Annotated in this window: 20 protein-coding genes; 9 read left to right on the top strand and 11 right to left on the bottom strand. The window is 33.2% G+C overall.

Annotated elements, in window-relative coordinates; translation table 11 throughout:
• Positions 1-52 precede the first annotated feature (52 nt).
• The gene (locus tag FJV36_RS15600; protein ID WP_158727723.1) at positions 53-430 is read right to left on the bottom strand and encodes a hypothetical protein; all 378 of its coding nucleotides are present in this window, start codon (positions 428-430) and stop codon (positions 53-55) included.
• Between the two features lie 227 nt (positions 431-657).
• On the bottom strand, positions 658-3,291 hold the full coding sequence (locus FJV36_RS15605; RefSeq protein WP_158727722.1) for a valine--tRNA ligase: 2,634 nt from the start codon (positions 3,289-3,291) through the stop codon (positions 658-660).
• A 183-nt stretch (positions 3,292-3,474) separates the two neighbouring features.
• Here FJV36_RS15605 and FJV36_RS15610 point away from each other — a divergent pair, with 183 nt between their 5' ends.
• Positions 3,475-3,861, top strand: coding sequence for a DUF1573 domain-containing protein (locus FJV36_RS15610; protein ID WP_158727721.1), 387 nt, complete (start codon positions 3,475-3,477; stop codon positions 3,859-3,861).
• Positions 3,862-3,885: 24 nt separating this feature from the next.
• Here FJV36_RS15610 and FJV36_RS15615 read toward each other — a convergent pair whose 3' ends face one another.
• Positions 3,886-5,214 carry an aspartyl protease family protein gene (locus FJV36_RS15615; protein ID WP_347753139.1) on the bottom strand — a complete coding sequence of 443 codons (1,329 nt, stop codon included), beginning with the start codon at positions 5,212-5,214 and terminating at the stop codon, positions 3,886-3,888.
• Positions 5,215-5,341: 127 nt separating this feature from the next.
• On the opposite strand from FJV36_RS15615, the gene FJV36_RS15620 reads away from it, so the two are divergent.
• The 5 genes from FJV36_RS15620 to lgt all read left to right on the top strand — a co-directional run bounded on the left by FJV36_RS15620 (position 5,342) and on the right by lgt (position 10,255).
• Positions 5,342-6,535 (top strand): pyridoxal phosphate-dependent aminotransferase, encoded by a 1,194-nt coding sequence (locus FJV36_RS15620; protein ID WP_158727720.1) that lies wholly within the window; start codon positions 5,342-5,344, stop codon positions 6,533-6,535.
• 194 nt (positions 6,536-6,729) lie between these two features.
• Entirely contained in the window at positions 6,730-7,401 is a 672-nt protein-coding gene (gene folE, locus FJV36_RS15625; protein WP_158727719.1) for a GTP cyclohydrolase I FolE, read from the top strand.
• Positions 7,402-7,535: 134 nt separating this feature from the next.
• The gene (gene cysS, locus FJV36_RS15630; protein ID WP_158727718.1) at positions 7,536-9,017 is read left to right on the top strand and encodes a cysteine--tRNA ligase; all 1,482 of its coding nucleotides are present in this window, start codon (positions 7,536-7,538) and stop codon (positions 9,015-9,017) included.
• Between the two features lie 23 nt (positions 9,018-9,040).
• Positions 9,041-9,283, top strand: coding sequence for a membrane protein insertion efficiency factor YidD (gene yidD / locus FJV36_RS15635; protein ID WP_158727717.1), 243 nt, complete (start codon positions 9,041-9,043; stop codon positions 9,281-9,283).
• A 54-nt stretch (positions 9,284-9,337) separates the two neighbouring features.
• Positions 9,338-10,255, top strand: coding sequence for a prolipoprotein diacylglyceryl transferase (gene lgt, locus FJV36_RS15640; protein WP_158727716.1), 918 nt, complete (start codon positions 9,338-9,340; stop codon positions 10,253-10,255).
• 27 nt (positions 10,256-10,282) lie between these two features.
• Here the strand turns inward: lgt and FJV36_RS15645 are convergent, their stop codons facing one another.
• The 8 genes from FJV36_RS15645 to FJV36_RS15680 form a co-directional block, all read right to left on the bottom strand.
• The gene (locus tag FJV36_RS15645; protein ID WP_233264511.1) at positions 10,283-10,930 is read right to left on the bottom strand and encodes an acyloxyacyl hydrolase; all 648 of its coding nucleotides are present in this window, start codon (positions 10,928-10,930) and stop codon (positions 10,283-10,285) included.
• A gap of 93 nt (positions 10,931-11,023) precedes the next feature.
• Positions 11,024-13,996 carry a protein translocase subunit SecDF gene (gene secDF / locus FJV36_RS15650; RefSeq protein ID WP_158727715.1) on the bottom strand — a complete coding sequence of 991 codons (2,973 nt, stop codon included), beginning with the start codon at positions 13,994-13,996 and terminating at the stop codon, positions 11,024-11,026.
• Between the two features lie 228 nt (positions 13,997-14,224).
• Entirely contained in the window at positions 14,225-15,157 is a 933-nt protein-coding gene (mdh, locus tag FJV36_RS15655) for a malate dehydrogenase (RefSeq protein WP_144893300.1), read from the bottom strand.
• Between the two features lie 71 nt (positions 15,158-15,228).
• Positions 15,229-17,172 (bottom strand): DNA topoisomerase (ATP-hydrolyzing) subunit B, encoded by a 1,944-nt coding sequence (gene gyrB / locus FJV36_RS15660; protein ID WP_158727714.1) that lies wholly within the window; start codon positions 17,170-17,172, stop codon positions 15,229-15,231.
• A 263-nt stretch (positions 17,173-17,435) separates the two neighbouring features.
• Positions 17,436-19,037: an asparagine synthase B gene (gene asnB, locus FJV36_RS15665; protein ID WP_158727713.1), complete on the bottom strand. Its 1,602-nt coding sequence runs from the start codon at positions 19,035-19,037 to the stop codon at positions 17,436-17,438.
• A 190-nt stretch (positions 19,038-19,227) separates the two neighbouring features.
• Positions 19,228-20,853, bottom strand: a complete 1,626-nt coding sequence (locus tag FJV36_RS15670) for an amidohydrolase (protein WP_158727712.1) — start codon at positions 20,851-20,853, stop codon at positions 19,228-19,230.
• Positions 20,854-21,228: 375 nt separating this feature from the next.
• The gene (asnB, locus tag FJV36_RS15675) at positions 21,229-22,905 is read right to left on the bottom strand and encodes an asparagine synthase B (protein WP_158727711.1); all 1,677 of its coding nucleotides are present in this window, start codon (positions 22,903-22,905) and stop codon (positions 21,229-21,231) included.
• A 190-nt stretch (positions 22,906-23,095) separates the two neighbouring features.
• Positions 23,096-23,545, bottom strand: a complete 450-nt coding sequence (locus FJV36_RS15680) for a hypothetical protein (RefSeq protein ID WP_158727710.1) — start codon at positions 23,543-23,545, stop codon at positions 23,096-23,098.
• 316 nt (positions 23,546-23,861) lie between these two features.
• On the opposite strand from FJV36_RS15680, the gene FJV36_RS15685 reads away from it, so the two are divergent.
• The 3 genes from FJV36_RS15685 to FJV36_RS15695 all read left to right on the top strand — a co-directional run bounded on the left by FJV36_RS15685 (position 23,862) and on the right by FJV36_RS15695 (position 26,899).
• Positions 23,862-24,653, top strand: coding sequence for a hypothetical protein (locus FJV36_RS15685; RefSeq protein WP_158727709.1), 792 nt, complete (start codon positions 23,862-23,864; stop codon positions 24,651-24,653).
• 82 nt (positions 24,654-24,735) lie between these two features.
• Entirely contained in the window at positions 24,736-25,782 is a 1,047-nt protein-coding gene (locus FJV36_RS15690) for a hypothetical protein (RefSeq protein WP_158727708.1), read from the top strand.
• Positions 25,772-26,899: a hypothetical protein gene (locus FJV36_RS15695; protein ID WP_158727707.1), complete on the top strand. Its 1,128-nt coding sequence runs from the start codon at positions 25,772-25,774 to the stop codon at positions 26,897-26,899. Before FJV36_RS15690 ends, FJV36_RS15695 begins: the two co-directional genes overlap by 11 nt.

Here is a 26,899-nt window from a genome sequence, read left to right on the forward strand (position 1 = left end):
ACACCTCCAAAGCAATAGCTTTGGAGGTGTTTTTTCATTGTAGATGTTTGGTCTATCGCATCTCTATACCTATATTGTCTAAAACATTTAATAAGGAAACGCTATAATCTGGTTCATATTTCTCAATACCGCTTTGATACCATTCTGCAATAATTCCAAGTTGATACGTGGTATATCCTACATCATCTATAGGTAATCCTAATAATCCAGCAATCAGAAAGTCTTCTAAAACTTTTTCAGTAACAATTCTACTAGGAATTCCGTCTCTTATAAAACCATTCATTTGTTCATAATCTGACCTACCAGCTTTAAAACCTGATATACAAGCATCGTTTTGCATGTTGCTATTGTATTCTAAAAAAGGATTTAGTCCAATAGCGTATCCTTTATTGTAATCTTGCTTATAAGCAATACTAAATATTTTTTTCATGTATTTGTAAATGTGGTATTTATACAATTATCCTCCAAAATTACATACAAAAAACAGCAACTCAATTTAATATCGATTAAAGGGTAAAAAACTCTTTAAATAACAGCTAGCCTGTCATTTACCGATTATTTTCCATGAAATAGTCTCGTGAATCATTGGTCCTAAACAAAAAAACCCATTTCAATTTGAAGTTGAAATGGGTTCCTAATTTATTTTCTAATAAATAATTATTTTAAACCAGCTAAACTGTGCTCAATGGTTTCAATTTTTGATAGAGCATCCGCCTCTTTTTTTCGCTCGTTTTCAATTACCTCTGGTTTAGCATTGGCAACAAACTTCTCATTGGACAATTTAACTTGAACTGATTTCAAGAAACCTTTAATGTAATTGAGTTCCTCTGTTAATTTTGCAATTTCGGCAGCTACATCAATATTTCCAGTGATAGGGATAAAATATTCGTTAGAATTTACACGAAAAGAAAGTGCTCCCTCTACTTTATCTGAAACGTATTCTAAATCATTAATGTTTCCTAATTTAAGAATAACACTGTCAAAATAAGTTGACGCATTATCATTATTTACTACTCTAAAATCAATAGCGTCCTTAAAGGGTATGTTTTTATCTTTACGAATTGTTCTAATTCCCGAAATTACCTCTATTGTAGATTCAAAATTCGCAATTAACTGTGAATCAAATGATTTTAATTCTGGCCATGTTGCAACGATTAAAGCTTCTTCAGCCGTTCTCTCTGCAATTAAATGCCAAATTTCCTCAGTCAAGAAAGGCATAAACGGATGCAATAATTTCAGGTTGTTTTCAAGCATTTCAATTGCTTTCGCAAAAGTTACGCTGTCAATTGGTTGCTGATATGCTGGTTTAATCATTTCTAAAAACCAAGAACAGAAGTCGTCCCAAACTAATTTGTAAATCCCCATCAAAGCATCAGAAATTCTGTATTTCTCAAAATTATCTTCAATATCTACTAATGTTTGTTGCAATTTTGCTTCGTACCATTCGATTGCTACTTTTGATGAATCGGGTTGCTCAATTGTATCTGAAACTTCCCAACCTTTTATGAGTTTAAAAGCATTCCAAATTTTATTAGTAAACGCTTTCCCTTGGTTACACAACTCTTCATCAAACATAATATCATTACCTGCAGAAGCACTCAAAAGCAATCCTACTCGAACTCCATCAGCACCAAATTTTTCAATCAATTCTAAAGGCTCAGGAGAATTCCCTAAAGATTTAGACATTTTTCGGCGTTGTTTATCTCTTACTAAACCAGTCAGATATACGTTCGTAAAAGGTTTCTGCCCCGTGTATTCATATCCTGCAATGATCATTCTGGCTACCCAGAAAAACAAAATATCTGGACCAGTAACTAAATCATTCGTTGGATAATAATATTTAAAATCTTCGCTTTCAGGATCCATAATTCCACCAAAAACAGACATTGGCCACAGCCAAGAAGAAAACCAAGTGTCTAAGGCGTCCACATCTTGTTTTAAATCTTTTGTTTCAAGTTTAAGGTTTAAAGTTTTCTCTTTTGCTAACTTTAAGGCATCATCAATATTCTCTGCAACTACAAAATCCTCTTTTCCATCACCATAAAAATAAGCTGGAATTTGTTGTCCCCACCACAATTGACGGGAGATATTCCAGTCTCTAATGTTGTTTAGCCAATGTGCATAGGTATTATTGAAACGCACTGGGTGCAATTTAATATCACCATCCTCTAAAACGGATTTGATAGCTGGTTTTACCAAATCTTCCATTTTTAAGAACCACTGATCAGACAAGCGTGGCTCGATAACAGCTTTGGTTCTTTCTGAAGTTCCCACCTTATTAAGATGCATTTCTGTTTTTGCTAAAGCACCTATTGTTTGCAATTCTATAGCAATAGCCTCGCGAACCGCAAAACGATCTTGACCTTGATAGTGCAATCCAAAACTATTTAAAGTTGCATCCTCGTTAAAAATATCAATAATCTCAAGATTATGCTTTTCTCCAAGAGTTTTGTCATTCATATCGTGAGCAGGAGTCACTTTTAAACAACCTGTTCCAAATTCGATATCAACATACTCATCTTCAATGATTGGAATTACTCTTCCGCAAATTGGGACAATTGCTTTTTTACCTTTCAAATGAGCAAAACGTTCATCATTAGGGTTGATGCAAATTGCAGTATCTCCAAAAATTGTTTCTGGACGTGTTGTAGCAATGGTTAGAAATTCTTCTGTCCCCTCAATTTTATAATTAAGAAAAAAGAGTTTTCCTTGCTGTTCTTCATAAATAACCTCTTCATCTGACAAAGTTGTTTTAGCTTCAGGATCCCAATTTACCATTCGATATCCTCTATAAATCAAACCTTTGTTGTATAAATCAACAAAAGATTTAATTACTGAGGCTGACATATCAGGGTCCATTGTAAATTTTGTTCGTTCCCAGTCGCAAGAAGCACCAAGTTTTTTTAATTGATCCAAAATTACTCCGCCATATTTATCTGTCCATTCCCACGCATGCGCTAAGAATTCCTCACGAGTCAAATCATTTTTATTGATTCCTTCTGCTTTCAATTTAGCAACAACCTTCGCTTCTGTTGCTATAGATGCGTGATCAGTACCAGGAACCCAGCACGCATTAAAGCCTTTAAGACGTGCTCTTCTTATCAATACATCCTGAATGGTATTGTTTAGCATGTGCCCCATATGCAAAACTCCGGTTACATTTGGTGGTGGAATTACTATGGTATACGGTGTTCTATGATCTGGTTCTGAGTGAAAATAATTATTTTTCATCCAGTAGTCATACCACTTATTTTCAATAGTTTTAGCGTCGAATTGTGCAGGAATTGTCATTTTATTTAGAGTTTTAAAACCGTTGCAACATTTCTAAAAATGCAGCTCTTGTCTTTGGTCTGATATTTGTAATTCAATAAGTGAACAAAAGTAAATAATTAAGTAGACTATAAAAAGAGAAATAAAATTTTGTTCTATAATAATAAACACGGTATATTTACTTAACCGAATTTAACAACAACGATGAAAAAAACGATTACATTACTTACACTAATATTATTTTCAAGTATTGGCTTGGCCCAAAACGGACCCCAAATTAATTTTGAAGCTATTGACAATACTATTGATTACGGAAAAGTTAAAAATACTGAAAATGGAAATCGGGATTTTATTTTTACAAATACAGGAAACGCTCCATTGCTAATTACAAATGTGTCATCAACTAGCGGATGTACTTTTCCATCTAAACCTAATGAAGCTATCATGCCAGGTAAGACCGGTAAAATAACTGTAAAATACAATATGGCTCCCGGCCCTATAAGAAAAACCATTACGGTAGAATCTAATGCTGTAAACTATGAGGAAGGAAGAATTGCTCTAAAAATAAAAGGAGAAGTAATTACAAACTAAAATAATTTCAAGCTGGATGACACTTTATAAAATGTCCTCCAGTTGAAATTTAAATTTTAAGAGCATATTATTGCGTTGTACTTCAAGTGTTATCCACTTACTATTTACAGCTTTAAACATTGCATTAAGATCTTGTAGTGTCATATTATAAGGATATGTGCTATTAATTCGTACTATGACGTCTCCACTTTGCAATCCAGATTTTGCTGCTGCTGAATTTTTTCTAACATGCGCAATTTGATATATGGGTTTTAACTGAAACTTATATTTAAAATCATTTCGATAAACTGTTATTCCTCCGCTTTTACCATAGGTTGCAGGTTCGGCTACTGTTTCCATTTTTACTGTCTCTTGTACCCATTCAAGTCGGTTATGCTCCACCTCAATTCCGCTCTTGTTATAATTAAAGGGAGTTTTGTAATCTCTATTTTTCTTTAAAAAAAGCTGTTGGTTGTTATAATCAAAGACAACTTTAAATCTGCGCATAATTTCACCTCCTACTGATCCCATCCTATCTGGAACCATAGAAACATTTTTTGTAGAAACACTGTCTGGAAATGCAGCAATAGGATTGTCAAAACAGAAAAATCCTAACTCAAAACGAGTGATTTTAGCTCTCTTTCCTTCAATATCTCCACTAAAACCTCTACCTAAAAAGTCATCAAAATTCTTAGCTGGTATTTGCAAATATTTATTGGTGTTCTTAAATAACCAAACGGCATCACTGTTACCTATATCAATGAGTAATTTTACAGGCAACTGTTTTTCTGCAAGACTCACATTGGTTATAATGTATGGTTTTGACTTTTCTAAAGATATGGGTAAAACAGTTGCATTCCTAGATACTTTTTGTTGGTGCTTTTTATTGTCTTTATAAACAATGATTTTTTTGTGTAGGTAATCAATTTCTACTAAATTATTTCTAAAAAAATGATACCCAATAATTCCATTCACAGGAATCCCAACATGAGAAGAAAAATTAAATTCTGGATCTAAAACTATGTATAACAAATGATTCTTATTAGTCATATTACCAAAAGAGAGCAAATTATTAGTTGACTTCAAACCCTCAACAGATTTTTGACTACCCAAGCCCCTTAAGCTTATTTTCTCAGTATTTAAAAAACGCACTTCTTTTTTTTCTTCAAGACTAAACAGAATAGTTTCAGCAACACCTGTGTCTAATAAAAAATTAAGCTCAACACCATTTACTTTTATAGGAACAAAAACCAAATTATTAATCAACTGAAAAGAAACAACCGCTTTAATTGATTTACCTTCAAACTGGAAACCATTTTGAGAATAAACTGGAAAAGCCAAATACAATAAAAAGAAAAGTAAAACTTGTTTCATTATTTTTATTTCACATAAAATTAATGAATTAATCGTTCAAAAATAAAGATTTAACAATTGATAAACCTTTTTATTGCATTTACTTTCAAAAAAAAATTGCAATTTTGTGCATCAATAATTCAAAATTATGCCAACTATATCTAACAAAGGCAAACAAATGCCTGAATCACCAATACGTAAATTGGTCCCATTCTCTGAAATTGCAAAAAAGAAAGGCCATAAAGTATATCACCTTAACATTGGACAACCGGACATAAAAACTCCCGAAGTTGCAATGCAAGCTGTAAAAAATATTGACTTAACCATCTTAGAATACAGTCATTCTGCTGGAAATGAATCGTATCGTAAAAAATTGTCAAATTATTACACTCAACAAGGTATTGATGTATCTACAGAAAATATTATAATTACCACTGGAGGTTCTGAGGCATTACTTTTTGCAATGGGTAGCACCATGGATCAAGGGGATGAAATTATTATTCCTGAACCTTTTTATGCTAATTACAATGGTTTTTCAACTGCTTCAGGTGTTACCGTTGTTCCAGTAATATCGACTATTGAAAATGGTTTTGCATTACCTGCCGTAGCCGATTTTGAAAAGTTAATTACAGCAAAAACAAAAGCAATCTTAATTTGTAATCCTGGAAATCCAACAGGGTATTTATACTCAAAAGAAGAAATTCTGCAACTGGCAGAACTTGTAAAAAAGCATGATTTATTTTTAATCTCAGATGAAGTTTACCGTGAGTTTACTTATGATGGTGATGTACACTACTCTGTAATGAGTATTCCTGGACTTGAGGAGCATGCTATTATGATTGATTCTGTATCAAAACGTTACAGTATGTGTGGCGCAAGAATAGGATGTATCACCTCCAAAAACAAAGAAGTGATGGCAGCGGCTATGAAATTTGCACAAGCACGTTTGAGTCCGCCTACTATTGAACAAATTGCTAGTGAAGCAGCTTTAGACACACCTCAATCTTATTTTGACGAAGTTATATCAGAATATAGAGAAAGGCGAGATACCTTAATTGAAGAGTTAAACAAAATTGATGGTGTTGTTATCAGTAAGCCAAAAGGTGCTTTTTACTGTATTGCACAATTGCCAATTGATAATGCAGATGCTTTTGCACAATGGTTACTAGAAAGCTTTGACTTAAATGGTGAAACCGTTATGGTTGCACCGGCTGCAGGTTTTTACTCCACTCCAGGAATGGGTTTAAACCAAGTACGTATAGCGTATGTGTTAAAAAAAGAAGATTTAATAAAAGCAGTTGCCATTTTAAAAGCTGCAATTCCTGCTTACAACGCGTTATAAAAATAATTTCTATCCATAAAATGAAAGGCAAATCTATTGTAGTTTTGCCTTTCATTTTTTTTAGAATAAAACAGTAAAAAACAAATGGCAAAGCCATAAAGTACTCTTAAATAGTAAGCCTCATTGAAAAACTTTGTTATTTATTATTATCTTTACCGCTTGAATAAATATACCCACTATAATAGTTGCTTTTAATGATAAAAAACGAAGAATTTCAAGACGAAATAGGTGACAATCACGTGAGTTTGTCCGCAAATAATCCAATTAGAAAAGATGCATTTGACATCTCTGATGATGATAAAATTGAAAAAATAAAAAAAGATGTTGAAAACATTCTACTAACCCTAGGAATGGATTTAACAGATGACAGTCTTAAAGGAACACCAAATAGAGTAGCAAAAATGTTTGTGAAAGAAATTTTTGGCGGATTAAATCCTGATAGAAAACCAAAAGCATCAACATTTGACAACAATTACAAATATGGAGAAATGTTGGTAGAAAAGAATATTATTGTTTATTCTACTTGTGAACATCATTTATTACCCATAATCGGTAGAGCTCATGTTGCCTATATTTCAAACGGAACCGTTATTGGTTTATCCAAAATGAATCGTATTGTAGAATATTATGCAAAAAGACCCCAAGTTCAAGAGCGTTTAACGATGCAAATTGTGCAAGAATTACAAATAGCGCTTGGCACTGAAGATGTAGCTTGTGTGATAGATGCAAAACACCTATGCGTTAACTCAAGAGGAATAAGTGATATTGAAAGTAGCACCGTAACATCTGAGTTTGGTGGAAAATTCAAAGATAACGTAACCAGAAGAGAGTTTTTAGATTACATTAAATTAGAAACAAAGTTCTAGTCTAATCTCATATTATCAATAAAATTAGGAAAGTTGATCTTTTCAAATAGAAAAAGATAAAAAAACACAATAACACATTCACAACTCAACTCCCCTTTTTATAGGGGATTTGTTGAGTAAAATATACAGCCAAAATGCCATTATACAGTAACCACAAACTCAGAATTTACAATTCATTATCTGGAGAAAAGGAACTTTTTGAACCTATAATTGAGGGAAATGTAGGCATGTACGTTTGTGGACCTACAGTTTATAGCAATGTTCATTTAGGAAACGTTCGCACATTCATGTCTTTTGATATGATTTTTAGATATTTTTTACATCTTGATTATAAAGTGCGCTACGTACGTAACATTACCGATGTAGGTCATATTGTAGACGATGTAGACGAAGGAGAAGATAAAATTGCAAAAAAAGCGCGTTTAGAACAACTAGAACCTATGGAGGTAGTACAACGCTATACCGTAGATTTTCATGATATTTTAAGTGCTTTCAATTTTTTACCTCCAAGTATTGAACCTACTGCAACAGGGCATATCATTGAACAAATTGAAATTGTAAAAAAAATTATTGCATCAGGAATAGGATATGAAGCAAATGGTTCTGTTTATTTTGATGTTGTTAAGTTTAACGAAACCAATCATTACGGAAAATTAAGCGGTCGAAACATTGAAGACATGCTTGCAAATACACGTGATCTTGATGGGCAAAGTGACAAAAGAAATCCTCAAGATTTTGCACTTTGGAAAAAAGCAGAAACGCAACATATCATGCGCTGGCCTTCACCATGGAGTGATGGCTTCCCGGGATGGCATTTAGAGTGTACTGCTATGAGCACTAAATACTTAGGCAATCATTTTGACATTCACGGTGGAGGAATGGATTTAAAATTTCCACATCATGAATGTGAAATTGCACAAAATGAAGCTTGCACAGGACAAACTCCTGTTAACTATTGGATGCATGCAAATATGCTAACTCTAAATGGTAAAAAAATGGCCAAATCTACAGGTAACAATATTTTACCACGAGAGATTTTGACAGGAGAAAACACCATCTTAAGTAAAGCATTTTCAGCATCTGTGGCACGTTTTTTTATGCTACAAGCACATTACAGAAGTATTCTTGATTTCTCTGATGATGCAATTGTAGCAGCCGAAAAAGGCTTTAAAAGACTTATGGAAGCGATGAATTCAATTGCTGAAATCGCTGTTTCAAATGCAAGTACGCTAGACATTGCTGCTTGGAAACAATCATGTTACGATGCTATGAACGATGATTTTAATACACCTATATTAATTGCTCAACTATTTGAAGGTGTTCGATTCATAAATCTTTTAAAAGACAATAAAGAAACGCTTAATCAAGAGGACTTACAGCTTTTTACTGCAACAATGCAGGGTTTCGTATTTGATGTTTTAGGATTAGAAGATGAAAAACTTTCGGATACCAGTAATAATAAATTAGAAGGTACAGTAAACATGCTTATTGAAATGAGAAAACAAGCAAGAGAGAATAAAAACTTTGCTTTGTCTGATCAAATTCGAGATCAATTAATTGCACTAGGAATTCAATTAAAAGACGGTAAAGAGGGAACTACGTTCAGCATTAACTAGTTTATAAATGACAAGCAAAAAATATGATCAAAAAAATATTAATTTTTCCGCTTGTATTTTTAGTACGATTTTATCAAGTCGCAATTTCTCCATTTACACCCGCAGCATGTCGTTTTGAACCTACGTGTTCACATTATATGATTGAATCTTTGCAAGTACATGGTTTATTTTACGGAACTTTTCTTGGTGTAAAACGTATTTTCAGCTGTCATCCTTGGGGCAAAACGGGATATGATCCAGTACCCAAAAAAACAACAAAGAGTTAATACCTTCTCTTATAATAATCACTATTTTTACTATTCAAAAATTAAAAAACACACATGACACACGCATTAAACTTAGTTTGGAACCCATCAGAAGGAATTGATTTAGGTTTTTTCATGATTAGATTTTACAGTTTAATGTTTGTTGTAGCCTTTGGTTTAGGCTGGTATATTATGAAACACATATTCGAAAGAGAAGGAGAATCTATTGAAAAACTAGATTCTTTGTTCATTTGGACTGTCCTTGCTACCTTAGCAGGAGCACGTTTAGGACATGTGTTTTTTTACGATTGGGAATATTATCGCAACCATTTACCAGAAATTTTATTACCGTTTCGTTTTAGTCCAAGTTTTGAATTTACAGGTTATCAAGGATTGGCAAGTCATGGTGCTGCTATTTCTATCATCATTGCCATGTATTTTTACAGTAAAAATATTTTAAAAAGACCTCAATTATGGATATTAGATCGCGTTGTAATACCGGTTGCTAGTGGCGCTATTTTTGTACGTTTAGGAAACTTTTTTAACTCCGAAATTATTGGAAACGAAACTAATTCTCCTTTTGGAATCAAGTTTTTAAGAGATCATTTTAGCCCACAAGATGCCGTTAATGCAACACAAATCTCAAATCCAAAAGATGCCTATTATGCTATTGCAAATGACCCAAAGTTTGCAACACTAATAGAACAAGTACCAGTTAAACACCCTACTCAGCTATATGAAGCTTTTGCCTATATCTTTGTATTTGCTGCATTATTTTTCTTGTATTGGAAAACTGAACAAAGAAATTATAGTGGATATATATTTGGGATGTTCCTAGTGCTTTTATTTACTGTTCGATTCATCGTTGAATCTGTTAAAGAAAGCCAAGGCGGATTTGAAAATGCACTCGGATTATTTTCAACAGGACAATGGCTTAGTATACCCTTTGTATTAATTGGTATGTATTTTGTTATCCGAGCCAAAAAAAATTAGACCAACATTTTTCATATATAAAAAGCGTTACTTCAATATAGATTTAACGCTTTTTTTTGGTACAAAAAGAACACCAATCTCAATATTACTAGTATTAAAACCCGCATTATTATCTTGCAGCCCTGCATTAGAAGTATGCCTTAAATTCGGTCTAAAATCGAGTATAAACTGCCCCATTTCATAGTTAACACCTAGCGCTAAAACATCTGCAAATGCAAAACCTTTTGATAATCGCTCTGTTGCTGTATCAATATACATAGGACCTACACTGCCCAAGACATATAAACTTAACTTTTTTGATAAAGGATAGCGCATTAATAATCCTATATTCAATATGTATTCATTACACGTTTTTAGCTTTGTGTACCGCTCTCTTTTTTCAATATAATTTTCCTCATCAGGCTTAACAAAGTAGAGATTTAAAAGTTGATGCGTACCACTATTAAATTCAGGTTGCAACACCAAATCATAGCTAAATCTGTTGGTCGATTTAACAGTTTTCACAAACTGAAACTTAAAATATTGATTTGAATACGTGTAGTTTCTATTTTTAAACTCACTACCAAAACCTACTAAAAAACCTAACTTTATATCGCTCGGAGTTTGTTGCGCATTGCATGCAAAAGACAAAGCATACGCACAAAAAAAGAAACCAATAATTTTGTTATACATCATACAAAACAATTCATCATTAAATTACAATTCAAACAAAAAAAATAGGTTCAACTTGCGTTAAACCTATTTTCATTATATTCATACTACCCTTTATTATTCAGCAGCATGCTCTTTTTCGATTGTGCTTTTATCCTCTTTAGTAAAAGTATCTACTACCACTGGGGTAGCAATAAATAAAGATGAATATGTACCCACAATAATACCCACTAACATAGCAAAGATAAATCCTCTGATTGACTCACCTCCAAAAAGGAACATAGTCAATAATACAAGAATCATTGTCAATGAAGTATTTAAAGTTCTTGACAAAGTAGTGTTAATCGATGCATTTACAATGTTTTCAAAACTTCCTTTTCTTTTTCCTAAGATAAATTCTCTAATTCTATCAAATACAATTACAGTATCGTTCATTGAATATCCAATTACAGTAAGAATAGCAGCAATAAAATGCTGATCCATTTCCATGTGGAAAGGCATGAATTTATAACACAAAGAGTAAATTCCTAATACAAAGATAACATCATGCGCAACGGCAGCAATAGCTCCTAATGAATACTGCCACTTACGGAAGGAAATCATAAGGTATAAAAAGATTACTGCAAGAGCACCTAAAACAGCCCAGTAAGAGTTTGTTTTGATATCTTCAGAGATAGAAGCACCAACTTTAGAAGCTTGTAATACTCCAACTTTTTTACCATCAAAAGTGTTTGTAAATTTATCATAAGATGTATTTGGAAAATATTTAGCTAAAGCATTGTATAATTTTTCATTCACTTCTTTATCTACTGCAATACCATCCTCTTTGATTTTGTATTTAGTTGTGATTTTTAATTGGTCATCATCACCTAAAACTTTCGCTTCTACTGGTGTACCAAATGCTGTAGATAATTCTTCTGAAACTACAGAAGCATCTATTGGTTTTTCAAATTTCACTTGAAAAGTTCTACCTCCAACAAAATCCACACCTTGGTCTAAACCATTAACAAAGAAAATAGAAATCAAACTTACTACAACAACTACAGAAGAGAAGATGTAAGTAAATTTTTTGATTTTGATAAAGTCATAGTTAAAGTTTGTAAACCAATTTTTAGTCATATTGGTACAGAACGTTAAATCAGCTTTACCAGCGATATTTTTATCAATAAAAATTCTTGCAATAAAGATTGATGTAAATAACGATGTTGCTATACCTATAAGTAATGTTAATGCAAAACCTTTAATTGGGCCTGTTCCAAAAATAAACAAGATTGCTCCAGTTAAAACGTGTGTAACGTTAGCATCAATAATAGAACGCATTGCACCATGCCATCCGTAAGCTGAAACTACTGCATCAGATAATGTTTTACCGTCGCGCAACTCCTCTTTTGCTCTTTCATATATAATAATGTTTGCATCTACCGCTGTTCCCAATGTCAATACAATACCTGCAATACCTGGCAATGTTAATACAAAACCAAAACTTGCCATAATACCAAACAAAAACAACAAGTTTAATAATAGTGCTAAATTAGCATACCAACCTGCTTTTCCGTAATAAAATACCATCCAGAAACAAACTAGTAAAAAACCAATGATTGATGAAATCAATCCAGCATCAATAGAAGCCTGACCTAATGAAGGACCTACTACAGTTGACTGAATAATATCTGCCGAAGCTGGTAATTTACCCGCGTTAAGCACGTTAGCTAAATCTTTAGTTTCAGTTACGTCAAATGCACCTGAGATTTCAGATCTTCCACCTGAAATAGGTCCGCTTGATACACCTGGAGCTGAATACACAACATTATCTAAAACAATTGCAATATTGCTTTTTTGAGTAAATGCTCTACCTGTTAATTCTTCCCAACCTTTAGCGCCTTGAGAATTCATTTGCATAGAAACAGCAGGTTTACCTAACTGATCAAAAGTATCTTTTGCATCGGTAACAACTGCACCTACCATGGCTGGGTTGTTATCTCTATTACCACGTAAAGCGTATAATTCTACGACTTCTACTTGCTTTTTCTTATCATCAGTAATGCTAAGTGGTTTACCCCAAACAAATTTAGCGTAAGTCAATGCTGCAGGTAATAAGATTTTTATGTCTTGTCTCTTGAAATATGCGTTAATTGTAGCAGTATCTTTAGGAGAAAACAAACCTAAAACTGGTCCGCCACCTTGACTTACTATTTTATCAAACAAAGGATTTTGTCCTTTTTTTGCAGCTGTAGAATCTTTTGTATCAGTTAATAATGCACTTAACGAATCTTTAACAACTGGCTTCACAACATTTGTTTTGATTTCAGTTTTTTTCAATGCTTCATTAGCAGCCATTAAGAAATTACCAACTTCTTCAATTTTGTACGTTTCCCAAAATTCAAGTTGTGCTTTACCTCCTAATAACTTTTTAATTCTATCAACATCCTTAGCACCAGGAAGTTCAACAAGGATCCTTCCTGTTTCTCCTAATTTTTGAATGTTAGGCTGTGTTACTCCAAACTTGTCAATACGCTCTCTTAATACTTTAAAAGCACTTTCAATAGATTCGTCTACTTTTCTCTTGATTACTTTTTGAACTTCAGCGTCAGTCATTTGAAAACTAACACCACCTTCACCTTGTAAAGATCTGTTTGCAAAAATATCTGGAGAAGCTAATTTTACAGTTCCTTTTGAATTAGCATCAAAAGCCTCGTAAAATTTATCTAAATATGTTTTGTTTCCTTCAAAATTAGCAGAAGCATCAGCTAACGACTTATTAAAAACTGGATTTTTAGAGTTGTTTGATAAACCTTTCAAAACATCTTTGATAGAAATTTGAAGAATTACGTTAATCCCTCCTTCTAAGTCAAGACCTTTGTTGATTTGTTTGTTTTTTACTTCATCATAAGTAAAATCAGTAAATCCAAGGTTTAATATTTTTTCTTTACCAATAGAATCTAAATACTTTAACTCTTTATCAGGATTATCTCCTGCAAAAACTTTAGCATCACTTTTGATGTTATTGGCCAAAAAAGTGAAAGAAAGTTGGTAAATACTTACCAATGCAAATAGAATTGCGAAAAATTTAATAAGTCCTTTATTCTGCATTATTACTAAAAATTAATTATTTTATATTATAATTTCAACTTAAGTATTGAAAATCAGTTTTTTAATCATCATAAACAAGAAAAAAATCGATTTTGTACTGTAGTATTTTTTCTAAACCGAGCAAATATATAATTAAGGTTATGATTAACCAATTTATTTATTGATTAATATCAAGAAAAAGACTGCTATGCAACTAGCAGTCTTTGATTTCTTATATATTTGATATTTCTATAAAATGTCCTTTAAGGCATCGTTCATTTGTCGCACAGCATCAGCGCTTTTTGCAAACAAAGCCTTTTCAGAATCATTCAACTCAATATTCAGTATTTCTTCTACGCCATTTTTACCAATGATACATGGCACTCCAATACAAATATCTTCTTGCCCATACTCACCTTCAACAAAAACAGAACACGCAATCATTTTCTTTTGATCGTTCAAAATACTATCTACTAAAAAAGCAACAGAAGCACCTGGAGCGTACCAAGCAGATGTACCTAGTAAACCCGTCAGTGTAGCACCACCCACCATTGTATCGGCAGCCACTTTTTGCAACTCTTCTTCTGATAAAAATTGAGATACGGGTATCCCGTTATAAGAAGCCAATCGTGTTAATGGAATCATGGTTGTATCTCCATGCCCACCAATAACCATTGCTGAAATATCGTTAGCTGGCTTATCTAAAGCCAAAGACAAATACGTTCTAAAGCGAGAACTATCTAAAGCCCCACCCATTCCTATAATTCTATTTTTTGGCAATCCTGTAGATTTCAATGCTAAATAAGTCATTGTATCCATAGGATTTGAAACTACAACTATTATGGTATCCGGAGAATGTTTCAACACATTTTCAGCAACCGTTTTCACAATTCCTGCATTTATACCTATTAACTCCTCGCGTGTCATACCTGGTTTTCTTGGTATTCCAGATGTAATTACCACTACATCACTGCCAGCAGTTTTTGCATAATCATTTGTAACACCAGACACTTTGGTATTAAAACCTGTATTTGTTGCACATTGCATAATATCAAGGGCTTTACCTTCAGCAAAACCTTCTTTTATGTCCAGCAAAACTACTTCGCTAGCAATTCCTCTATAAGAAATCACATCAGCACATGTCGCACCTACATTTCCTGCACCTACAATGGTAACTTTCATATTATTAAGTTTATTCGGTTAATTGTTATTTTGGTTATTTGATATTAATTAGTTCATATTCAATTTTAAAATTAGGCATCAATATTAGCATACACTGCATTTTTCTCTATAAATTCTCTTCTTGGCGGCACCTCATCACCCATTAACATAGAAAAAACTCTATCAGCCTCAGCTAAACTGTCAATAGTTACCTGACGTAATGTTCTAAAGTTTGGATCCATTGTAGTTTCCCACAACTGCTCTGCATTCATCTCTCCAAGACCTTTATAACGTTGAATTCCTGCGCTTCCGCCCATTCTTTCATTCGCCTGATCGCGTTGTACATCGTTCCAAGCATATTCCTTTTTATTTCCTTTTTTAACTAAATATAAAGGTGGTGCTGCAATGTATACGTGACCTTCCTCTATTAACTCTTTCATAAAACGGAAGAAAAACGTTAAGATTAGGGTAGAAATGTGACTACCATCGACATCGGCATCACACATAATAATTACTTTGTGGTAACGTAACTTTGATATATTTAATGCTTTACTGTCTTCTTCGGTTCCAATTGTAACACCAAGTGCTGTAAAAATGTTTCGGATCTCTTCGTTTTCAAAAACTTTGTGATGCATTGCTTTTTCTACGTTCAAAATTTTACCACGTAATGGCAAAATTGCTTGAAATGCACGATCACGTCCTTGTTTAGCGGTTCCTCCTGCCGAATCTCCCTCGACAAGATATACTTCGCATTTTGCAGGATCTTGCTCAGAACAGTCAGAAAGTTTACCTGGCAATCCGCCTCCACCCATTACAGTTTTACGCTGTACCATTTCACGTGCTTTTTTAGCTGCGTGACGGGCTTGAGCTGCAAGTATTACTTTTTGAACTATTATTCGAGCATCATTTGGATTTTCTTCCAAATAATTTTCGATCATTTCACTTACTGCCTGACTTACTGGAGAAACAACTTCTCTGTTTCCAAGTTTCGTTTTAGTCTGTCCCTCAAATTGTGGTTCAGCAACCTTAACAGAAATAATTGCCGTAAGACCTTCACGGAAATCATCACCAGAAATATCAAACTTTAATTTATCTAACATTCCAGATGCATCAGCATATTTTTTCAAAGATCGAGTTAGACCCGTTCTAAAACCTTGCAAGTGCGTTCCTCCTTCATGCGTATTGATATTATTTACGTATGAAAAAATATTTTCGGTATAACTGGTGTTATAAATCAAAGCCACCTCAACTGGAATTTCTCCCTTTTCGTGGTCCATTGATATTACATGCGCAATAATAGGCTCTCTATTACCATCTAAATAACGGATATATTCTTTCAATCCTTCATCTGAATGAAAAACCTCAGAAACAAAATTTCCATCTTTATCTAACTCTCTTTTATCAGTAAAAGTGATTGTAATTCCTTTATTCAAGAAAGACAATTCACGCATACGTGCCGAAAGTGTATCATAAGAATACTCAATAGTTTGAGTAAAAATAGTTGGATCTGGGTAAAAAGTTACAATCGTACCTCTCTTTGTCGTTTCACCAATTTGTTTTACTGGATATAGCGCTTTCCCTTTTTCGTATTCTTGCTCGTATATTTTACCGTCACTGCTATGAACAGTTGCTCTTAAATGGTTTGATAATGCATTTACTACGGATACACCCACACCGTGTAAACCTCCAGATACTTTATAAGAATCTTTATCGAATTTTCCTCCTGCACCAATCTTTGTCATTACAACTTCAAGCGCAGATACCCCTTCTTTTTTGTGAATACCAACAGGAATTCCACGACCATTATCTTCAACAGAAATCGAACCATCTTCGTTGATATCTACCCTAATGGTATCGCAATGGCCACCCATAGCCTCATCAATAGAGTTATCTACTACTTCATATACCAAATGGTGCAAACCTCTTACACCTACATCACCTATATACATTGATGGACGCATCCTTACGTGCTCCATTCCTTCTAATGCTTGAATACTATCTGCTGAATAATTGTCCTTCTTGATTTCTTCGCTCATATCTTTATTCTAAAAATGTAATTTTTGTATAACACGCAAATATATAAAAACGCAAATTATATTACCGTTAAAATCAGTTTTAAAGGCTTTAAGTTATTAACATTTGTTTATAAAAATAGATTGAAAAATGGGTCGTCTTGCTCATTCCGTATGATTAACAAAATAAAAAATCAGGGAGCACAAAAAAAGACTTTCAAAAACCACTGCTTACAGGTGGTTTTGAAAATCTTTCAAGATAAAATAATGAATATCGTATTTAAAATTTAAGCTTTGCCGGCGTATGCTGATTCTTCGTGAGCAGCATTAGCCCTTCCACTAGGATCTAAATTTTCTTGCCACTTTGGAATCCACTTTCTTACTGTTTGGGCAGCACTCAATTGCGGGAAATGCTTTTGAAAAATAGAACGATAAAGATAGGCTTCTTTTGTTGTAGGCGAATTATACGGAAAAGTTGCTGAAGCTGTTGCCAATTGTTCATCAGACACTTGAGTTGCACAATAAGCAATTAATTCATCGACCCAACTGTAGCCTACTCCATCTGAAAATTGTTCTTTTTGCCTCCACAAGATTTCATCTGGTAAATAAGAATCATCAGGAGTGTCAAATGCTTTTCTTAAAATATATTTTTCTTTACCACCATACGTTTTAGGTAGTTTCTGCTCTGGGTTAATCCTAATGGCAAGATCCAAAAAGGCTTGATCTAAAAAAGGCAATCTAACTTCAAGACCGTGAGCCATTGTTGCTTTATCAGCTCTCAACAAATCGGCAGTAAATATTTTTTGTACTCTCTCTATTGTTTCACGTTGAAAATCAGCAACTGAAGGAGCATTTGCGAAATACAAATATCCTCCAAAAATTTCATCGGCACCTTCGCCAGATAAAACTACTTTAATCCCTTTTCCAACAATAACTTTAGACAAAAAATACATTGGAACACTTGCTCTCACTGAGATTACATCATATGTTTCTATTTGGTAAATTATTTTTTCAAGCACTTCAATACCTTGCTGTACAGTAAAAAAAACTTCATGATGTTGTGTTCCTAAAAAATTAGCCACTTTTCTGGCTGCAACAATATCTGGAGCATTTTCATCTATTCCTATTGCAAAAGAGTGCAAGGGTTCTGATTGATTTTTAAGTAAACGGGAAGCTATTGCTGTTGTTAATGACGAATCTAAACCACCTGATAACAAAACCCCTAATGGAACATCTGCCATTAACCTTTTTTGAGTAGCAGTAGTCAAATATTCACGGAGTAATTGATAATCTACATCTTGGTATTCATTTACAAAAGACTCGTATTCTGGCTTGTAATATTTTACAAAACCTGTTTTTGCTGTATAATAATGTCCTGGCGGAAAAGTTGAAAAGGTTTTACATTGATCTGCAATAGCTTTCATTTCTGAAGCAAAGTACATCCTGCCTCTTTCATCTAATCCATAATACAAAGGCTTTACTCCTAGAGGATCTCTTGCTGCCATGTAATCATCACCATCAATGATTACAAAAGCAAAATCTCCGTCTAATTTATCACAAAAATTATATCCAAACTCTTCATAAAGATGCACAATAACTTCCGAATCTGATTGGGTACGAAATACATGGTTACTCAAATATTCTTGCTTTAATTCTAAGTAATTGTATATTTCACCATTATGAACCATGTAAGCTGTAGTTGTGCCTTGAATAGGTTGTTTTCCTGAATGCAAGTCAATTATAGAAAGTCGCTCATGGCTTAAATAATGACCATTAGGCATGGCATACAAATCCCGTTCATCAGGTCCACGATGTGACATTCGACTAGAGAGATCTCTAACCAACTGCTCTTCTTTTCCTTTACCAATGATGGCCAATATTCCACACATACTTATTCTATTTAATTGTTAAACAAACGGGAACTGCAAATATGCATTTCCGACTACACATTTAAAACACAATCAACATCTTTAATTTCTATTTGAAAGTAAAAACAACACATTCAATTAAAAATGAAACAAAAAACCATTTCAATTTCTGATTTTAAAGATAAAATCAACTTATACTATACTTACTTTGTTATTTTACTTTTAGTCCTTTAATAAAAGTACCACTAGGTTTCATTTTGACCATCATATTTTCATTCACTTTCATTAAATCTTCGTCATAGATTACAAAATCAGCCCATTTACCAACTTCTAAACTTCCTTTTTCTTTTTCTTCAAAATTAGAATAAGCGGCCCAGAGCGTCATTCCTCTCAATGTTTCGGCACGAGTAAGTGCATTTTCCATTTGAAAACCACCTTTTGGAAAATTCTTAACATCTTTACGAGTTACGGCAGCATGAAAAGTAAGCATTGGGTTCACTTCCTCCACAGGAAAATCTGTTCCTAAAGCAACCGTCCCAGCTTTTTGAAGGAGTTTTTTGAAAGCATAAGCGTTTTTCAATCTTTGTTTTCCAAGGCGTTCTTCGGCCCAATACATATCTGATGTAGCGTGCGTGGGCTGAACAGATGGAATAATACCAAATTTGAAATAATCAAAATCAGCCTCACGCAACACTTGAGCATGTTCTATTTTCCATCGTCTGTCTTTGGTTCCAGCCAAAACCTCTTTGTAAATTTTTAAAATCACTGTATTTGCAGAATCGCCAATAGCGTGAGTATTCAATTGAAAATTTGAATTCGCAATTTGTTTCGCAACCGATTTTAGTCCTACAACCGGCGCTAGTAAGGCTCCATATTGACCTGGCTTATCAGAATACGGTTTGTGCATACACGCGCCACGCGAACCTAAAGCACCATCACCATACATTTTAAAAGATCTTACATTAAGTTGATCTGTTTTATAAACTCCTTTTTTTAGATATAAATCAATGTTTTTTTGATTGGCTGTAACCATAGCATACACATTAAGCTTCATCAATTTTGCTTTTTGTAAACTATCCATCAAGTGAATAATATCTGGATCAAGTCCAGCATCATTTACGGTTGTTAAACCATAATCAAACATTACTTTTTCAGCGTCTAATAAAGCTGCTATTTGAATTTTACGAGTTGGTTTAGGTATAATTTTAAAAATTAATTCCATCGGATTGTCTACTAAAATTCCTGTAGGCTCACCGTTTAAAATTTCTATTTGACCACCTTCAGCATTCGTATCTTTTGTAATTCCTGCCAGTGTGAGAGCTTTACTGTTTACAATAATGGCGTGACTGTCTACTCGGTTTAAAACTACTGGGATATCAGGAAATGCAACATCAAGATCAGCCTTTGTTGGATATTTTTTTACGTCCCAATCGTTTTGGTCCCAACCATTACCAACAATAAACGCAGGATTTTTTTCTTTTTGAAAAACTTTTAAACGACTTATGATGTCTGCCATACTGGTTGTTCCACGCAAATCAACCTCTTGTAAGCTCAAACCGTACGTGTAAAAATGACAGTGTGCATCTATTAATCCAGGATAAATGAATTTACCATCAGCATTTGTAGTGTTATTAGACTGGTATTTATTTTCAATATCAGTATCTGACCCAATAGCAACAATTTTACCTTTATCAATTGCCATAGCTGTAGCTTTCTCAAAAGTATTGTTTACGGTGTAAATGGTAGCATCAGTAATAATGGCATCCACCATAATTTTTTCGTTTTGGTTGCATGAAATTAAAAATAGTGTAAAAAAAAGTAAAGCAAAAGCTCTCATAAGTTATAATTTAGTTATGCTAATATAAAAAACTGTCCTGAAATAGAGCGCATTAATTTAGAATTAAAACCATTTTAAGGTTTAATGTTATTTTTATTCATAAAAAAACGCACTCCTTTCGGGAGGGCACTGAAAAAGTCCCTATTTTCAAAAATCATTAAAAAAAGTGATTAAATAAGGCTTTGATTTTATTTAATCGTCTTTTTTTAGTCAAATTTAATCTTCTTAGATTACAAGGGGTTTGTAATAACTAAAAGGAGCGAAACCATTGTGTTTTCGCTCCTTTTTAGTTATTTTCATTTTCCTTATTCGAGGGACTTTTTCAGTGCCCTCCCTTTCGGGTGCGTTTCCTTTACTACTTATTAAGCTATGTTGCTATACTTTTGCGTAAGCATCATCATGGACACTTGCTACGGCTCTACCCGATGGATCGTTCATGTTCTTGAAAGCTTCATCCCACTCCAAAGCAATTTTTGTACTACAAGCTACACTGGCTTCTTGAGGTACACACAAGGCGGCAGCATCACTAGGAAAATGGTCGTGAAAGATAGAACGGTAATAATATTCCTCTTTTGATGTAGGCGTTTGCAACGGAAACTTATATTTGGCATTTGCCAATTGTTCGTCAGAAACCTCAACGGCAACAACTTCTTTTAAAGTATCAATCCAGCTGTACCCTACACCATCACTAAATTGCTCTTTTTGTCTCCATGCCACACTTGGGGGCAACATATCTTCGAATGCTTTACGAACCACCCATTTCTCCATAGGATGTTCTTTGTTGATCATTTTATCTTGCGGGTTGATGCGCATGGCCACATCCATGAACTCTTTGTCAAGGAAAGGAACACGTCCTTCGATTCCCCACGCCGCTAAACTTTTATTGGCACGCAAACAATCATACATGTGCAGCTTACTTAGTTTACGTACATTCTCTTCGTGAAATTCCCTTGCATTTGGTGCTTTATGAAAGTACAAGTACCCACCAAAAAGTTCATCAGCTCCTTCACCAGAAAGTACCATTTTTATACCCATTGACTTAATAACTCTCGCCATCAACCACATAGGTGTTGAGGCTCTAATGGTAGTTACATCATAAGTTTCTAAGTTGTAAATGACATCTTTGACCGCATCTAATCCTTCTTGAATAGTGAATTTAATTTCGTGATGAATGGTGCCAATGTGATCTGCTACAATTTGGGCTGCTGCAAGATCCGGAGAACCTTCTAATCCTACTGAAAATGAGTGCAGTTGTGGGTACCAAGCATCGGTAGTATCACCAGACTCAATTCGTTTTTGTGCAAATTTTTTGGCTACAGCCGAAGTTATAGAGGAATCTAACCCGCCAGAAAGTAAAACACCATAAGGCACATCACTCATTAATTGTCTGTGAACGGCTGCTTCTAATGCTACTTTTATATCCTGAATGTTTGTTTCGTTATCTTTTACAGCATCATAATCAGTCCAGTCTCTTTTATACCATTGTACAAATTCGCCATCAGTACTCGTCATGTAGTGTCCAGGAGGAAACAATTGTATTTTAGTACAATATCCTTCTAAAGCTTTCAATTCAGAAGCAACATAAAACGTACCGTGCTCATCCCAACCGATGTATAATGGAATAATTCCCATATGATCCCTTGCAATGAAGTACTCATCTTTCTCTACATCATAAATGGCAAAGCCAAAAATTCCGTTCATTTCATCTATAAAATGAGGTCCTTTTTCTTTGTAAAGTGCCAAAATAACTTCGCAATCACTTTCTGTTTGAAAGTTGTATTTGCCTTCAAATTGCTTGCGCAATGCTCTGTGGTTGTAAATCTCACCATTGGCAGCTAAGATAAGTTGTTTGTCTTCGCTAAATAAAGGTTGTTTACCTGATGCTGGATCAACAATTGCCAAACGTTCATGCGATAAAATGGCTTTTTCGTTGCTAAAGATTCCGCTCCAGTCTGGTCCACGATGACGAATTATTTTTGACATTTCTAAAACCTTAGGTCTTAAAACTTCTGCTTTTTGTTTCAGGTCGAAGGCACATACTATTCCACACATAATGCTATATTTTATAAATGAATTTATTTATTTTGATAAAGCAAAGATGCAGTTATAGTTTCATATGTAAAACACAAAACCGATATTCAGTTACATATTTAAACTAAAAACAACTAAAAACTATAAAAAACTAATTAAAACCTAAATAAAAAATAGAGTCTACTAGTAAAGTGTAAATAGCATAAAATTTTTATTGAATTGATTGAATTACATAGTTTGAACCATTAATCTCAAAAGTAAATCCTTCTTGGTTCCCCATTAACTTCGCTCCCAATGGTGATTGCGGAGAAAGTGCAATGACATTGATACCATCAACAGCAATTTTAGGAAGTGCTGTACTTAAATACAAATAAATCCCATTGGCTTTGACCAAACTTCCCACAATAATAGTTTTAGCACTTGTACTAGAATCAATTTTATCTAAAATGGCTTTTTGACCCAATGCTTCTTTTAATTTATGATTGAGTTTTTCTTGCTCAATGTGCATCATCGATAAAGCCGTTTCGTGTTTATCGCCTGCTGAACCTTTGGCATCATTTTTAGAATCTTCAGTAAGTGCCGTAATCATGTCCTTAAAGACATCTATTCGGTCTTGAACCAATTGATGGTATTGATTGTATATTTTTTGCTTGAAAGTCATTAAAAAAGTTTAACCACAAAGTACGCAAAGAATTATTTAAGGTTTACAAAAGCAGCTCATAAATTTAATAAAAAACATTCAAACTTTTTTTAAACATTTTATTATTTCATAACCTCGTTGAAAACACTACCATTTGTACTTTCATAAGTGAATACTCGTTATAAAAGAGCTTTAGTAGGGGAAATAAATAATACGTAACTCAAGGTTTGTATAAATTTCTTAACATTTCTCTTAATATCTTCTTTCCTTTTTGTCAATAATACATACATTTATAAAAAATTATGCTTTTGAAAGTATAACGAAATATAAAACACCCATGACAATAAAAATAATTTACAAAACACAGCTCATATGTGTGTTATTACTTTGTATTACTATGAGTTATGGCCAAAATGGGACAATTGAAAAAAAGAAAACAACGCCGACTGTTAAATCCAAACTAGAGAAATTAGCTGTTATTGAAAAGGTTTGTCAAACCATAATAGACTACAATTACTTTAACCCAAATAACAGTACTTTAACTGAAAGTTATCCTAGCAGCACTTCCACCGATAAAAATTTGCTCGATGTATTCAGCGATATTTCGACCGAACTTCAAAAAAACAAAAACAACACTTCCGAAAGCCTAGTGTCGGGAACTAAAGTAAATAGTGGACCGTCATTTGACGAAATGTACCCAAAGCAAAAATATGAAACTTTGATAGCTCATGGCGATGCATTTGTCAAAAAAACGGAATTACTTTCTCAAACGTTGCAAAAGAAAGCAACCGAATTTGACACTGCTGCTAAAGCAAATAATATTGAAGAAATTAAAAGGGTTTACACTAAAATGGGATTGGCTTTTCATACTATGAGTGCTAAGCTTGATAGCGGAATACTAGATTTAAAAAAAACACAACCCTCTATAATTGAAACTTATACAAAAATGATGGCTGTTGGCAACGAAACAGATGTTCTAAAAAAAGTAGAAACTACCTTTGATGCTACAAGCAGTATGATTGGAATCCTATATTATTTGTCAGCTATTAAAAATTGTAATACTGTAGTCTCTAAAATTCAAGAACATTTGGCTCAGTTATCTAAAGCGTCAGCTGCCCAAAAAGGCTGACTTATGCAACTTGTATAATAATATTTTGAAGTCTGAATACATTAAAATTACCCAAATATGTCGAATATAAAAGTTACTTAAAATGCATAAAATTAAAACCCTACTATTATTTTTTTTCATCCCATTATCAAGTTTTTCACAGCTGAAAACCAATAATCAAAATGGAATTTATAAAGATTTGTATCACTTAAATTTAAATGATTCGGTTAAATCAGTCGTTTATGACCGTGTGTTTTTTAAAGAAGATCTGACAGCAGATGAAATAGATGATATCACAGATGTAGTAATATTGCGGAACTCATATAAATCATATGATTTTAATAAATATGGTTTAATATCAAGACATTTTTCCGATTCATTAGTATATGACCCAAAAGATCTTCAAAATAATTTCAAATATGAATTGGATAAAAAAGTCTATCGGGCACCTGATTGGACGGGAATGGCTAATTTAAATATGCAAAATGTAAATAAAACTACGTTTAACAGGTCTACCTGTTTTAAAATTTCAAACTCGGATATTGCGTATAAATATAATTTCGACAAAAACGGTAAAATAACCGCTGAAAAAGAATATTTTATACAAAAAGATGCTTCTACTAATAAAATTGAAACTGAGCTATACCAAACCAAAAAATATATATACGATCTTAAAGGCAATTTGGTACAGCAACGCTTATTTTATGAAGGAGAATCCAAGAATGAGAATGATAATACTGAAAAAGATGGGGCGTATGAAAAACGTATGTATGAATATGATGGTAAAAATCGTTTAATTAAAGCGACTTATATGAATGCTGTGATCCCGGAGGTCGAACAAGAGCCACTTATGGAACAGAAATATAAATATCATCCTACCGAAAATTACGTTACAGAGGTTGAAACATTTGATGACGTTGGTTTTGGCACTCATTATGAATATAAAAAAGCTAAATTTTATTATAACAAAAATGCAGATATCATAGCATGTGAATACATAAATTATGATTTACATAAACAAGAAAAAATTTTTTACGAATATGAGTATGATAGCCATAACAATTGGATAAAATGCAAACTCAGATACAATTCGATGCAGGGCGAGGTGATTAAAAGTGTAAAAAGAAAAATTTCATATTATGGAAATTAAATTAAATATTGAAAAAGTTATTGCAGGTTTTGCATTGATATGCGGCTGCCTTTGTATTGCTCAGGAAAACAAATTAAAAGTAAACAGATCCTTAAATCTAAATGGTCCTGTTAAGACCGTAAATACATTTTATTCCTTTTACAAACAAGACATTACACCACTTGTAAAATATCGTGTATTATTTGAAAACGACATCGCCAATGATGATTCTTACGAATTTAACAAAGAGGGACTTCCTATACAAAAAGCAATTACTTATAGATCCAAAGGTTATGAAGATAGGCCACAGGGGAGAATATATAAATATGAATATGATGACAAAGACTATATTTTAAAGAAAGATTTGTTGCCCTATCTAAGTATTTCAAAACCTTTATCTATTGATTTGGATTTACAAATCCAGACTAATTTCAGTATTGAAACTAGATTTAAACAAGATATAGAATATAAAATAGCCAAACTAGATAGCGTAAATATAGTTCTAAATCATCAAGATCAATATGGAGATTTAAGACAGTTTCAATATCAATATAAAACTGAAGAAAATAAAATTATTGAAGAAAAGGTCTATTATAAACCTAATCCAGGACAAAAAACATTTAAATCACCTTCAGAAGACGAACTACTATTAGTTAAGACATTTACTTACGATTCGAAAGGAAACCTAATAGAATGTAATTTTGATTTAAAAAACGTAACCCCCTATCGCGACCGTAATTTAGACAATAAATTTAACTATGCCTGTGACACTAAATTTAAATGCTTCTACGATGATAAAAGCAAAATTATCAAGACAACTTGGCGTAACTATTTAGGAATATTCCTTACCACAATTTATACTTACGACTCTACCAATACCTATATTCAAAAAACACATATTACAGGTCAACAATCTTATCCCTACCCAAGTGATGACATAATTTTCAACTATAATGAAAATAATGATTTAGTGGAAGTTATTTTTATTAGTGAAGATGAAATAAATCAACCCGCAAACAGATATTATGAATATGAATACGATAATTATAAAAACTGGATTAAGTGTAAGATGTATTTAGAAGGAAATAAAAATGAAGTAACAGCTATAATGGAGAGAAAAATAAAATATTATAAATAA

Source organism: Flavobacterium sp. I-STPP5a (assembly GCF_009764685.1).
Lineage (GTDB): Bacteria > Bacteroidota > Bacteroidia > Flavobacteriales > Flavobacteriaceae > Flavobacterium.

Coding starts and splice junctions, on each gene's coding strand:
- FJV36_RS15685 (WP_158727709.1), top strand. CDS start 23,862: ATGACAATAAAAATAATTTACAAAACACAGCTCATATGTGTGTTATTA.
- yidD (WP_158727717.1), top strand. CDS start 9,041: ATGATCAAAAAAATATTAATTTTTCCGCTTGTATTTTTAGTACGATTT.
- asnB (WP_158727713.1), bottom strand. CDS start 19,037: ATGTGTGGAATATTGGCCATCATTGGTAAAGGAAAAGAAGAGCAGTTG.
- FJV36_RS15670 (WP_158727712.1), bottom strand. CDS start 20,853: ATGAGAGCTTTTGCTTTACTTTTTTTTACACTATTTTTAATTTCATGC.
- FJV36_RS15620 (WP_158727720.1), top strand. CDS start 5,342: ATGCCAACTATATCTAACAAAGGCAAACAAATGCCTGAATCACCAATA.
- FJV36_RS15680 (WP_158727710.1), bottom strand. CDS start 23,545: ATGACTTTCAAGCAAAAAATATACAATCAATACCATCAATTGGTTCAA.
- FJV36_RS15600 (WP_158727723.1), bottom strand. CDS start 430: ATGAAAAAAATATTTAGTATTGCTTATAAGCAAGATTACAATAAAGGA.
- gyrB (WP_158727714.1), bottom strand. CDS start 17,172: ATGAGCGAAGAAATCAAGAAGGACAATTATTCAGCAGATAGTATTCAA.
- FJV36_RS15645 (WP_233264511.1), bottom strand. CDS start 10,930: ATGATGTATAACAAAATTATTGGTTTCTTTTTTTGTGCGTATGCTTTG.
- FJV36_RS15695 (WP_158727707.1), top strand. CDS start 25,772: ATGGAAATTAAATTAAATATTGAAAAAGTTATTGCAGGTTTTGCATTG.
- lgt (WP_158727716.1), top strand. CDS start 9,338: ATGACACACGCATTAAACTTAGTTTGGAACCCATCAGAAGGAATTGAT.
- secDF (WP_158727715.1), bottom strand. CDS start 13,996: ATGCAGAATAAAGGACTTATTAAATTTTTCGCAATTCTATTTGCATTG.
- FJV36_RS15605 (WP_158727722.1), bottom strand. CDS start 3,291: ATGACAATTCCTGCACAATTCGACGCTAAAACTATTGAAAATAAGTGG.
- asnB (WP_158727711.1), bottom strand. CDS start 22,905: ATGTGTGGAATAGTATGTGCCTTCGACCTGAAACAAAAAGCAGAAGTT.
- mdh (WP_144893300.1), bottom strand. CDS start 15,157: ATGAAAGTTACCATTGTAGGTGCAGGAAATGTAGGTGCGACATGTGCT.
- folE (WP_158727719.1), top strand. CDS start 6,730: ATGATAAAAAACGAAGAATTTCAAGACGAAATAGGTGACAATCACGTG.
- cysS (WP_158727718.1), top strand. CDS start 7,536: ATGCCATTATACAGTAACCACAAACTCAGAATTTACAATTCATTATCT.
- FJV36_RS15610 (WP_158727721.1), top strand. CDS start 3,475: ATGAAAAAAACGATTACATTACTTACACTAATATTATTTTCAAGTATT.
- FJV36_RS15690 (WP_158727708.1), top strand. CDS start 24,736: ATGCATAAAATTAAAACCCTACTATTATTTTTTTTCATCCCATTATCA.
- FJV36_RS15615 (WP_347753139.1), bottom strand. CDS start 5,214: ATGAAACAAGTTTTACTTTTCTTTTTATTGTATTTGGCTTTTCCAGTT.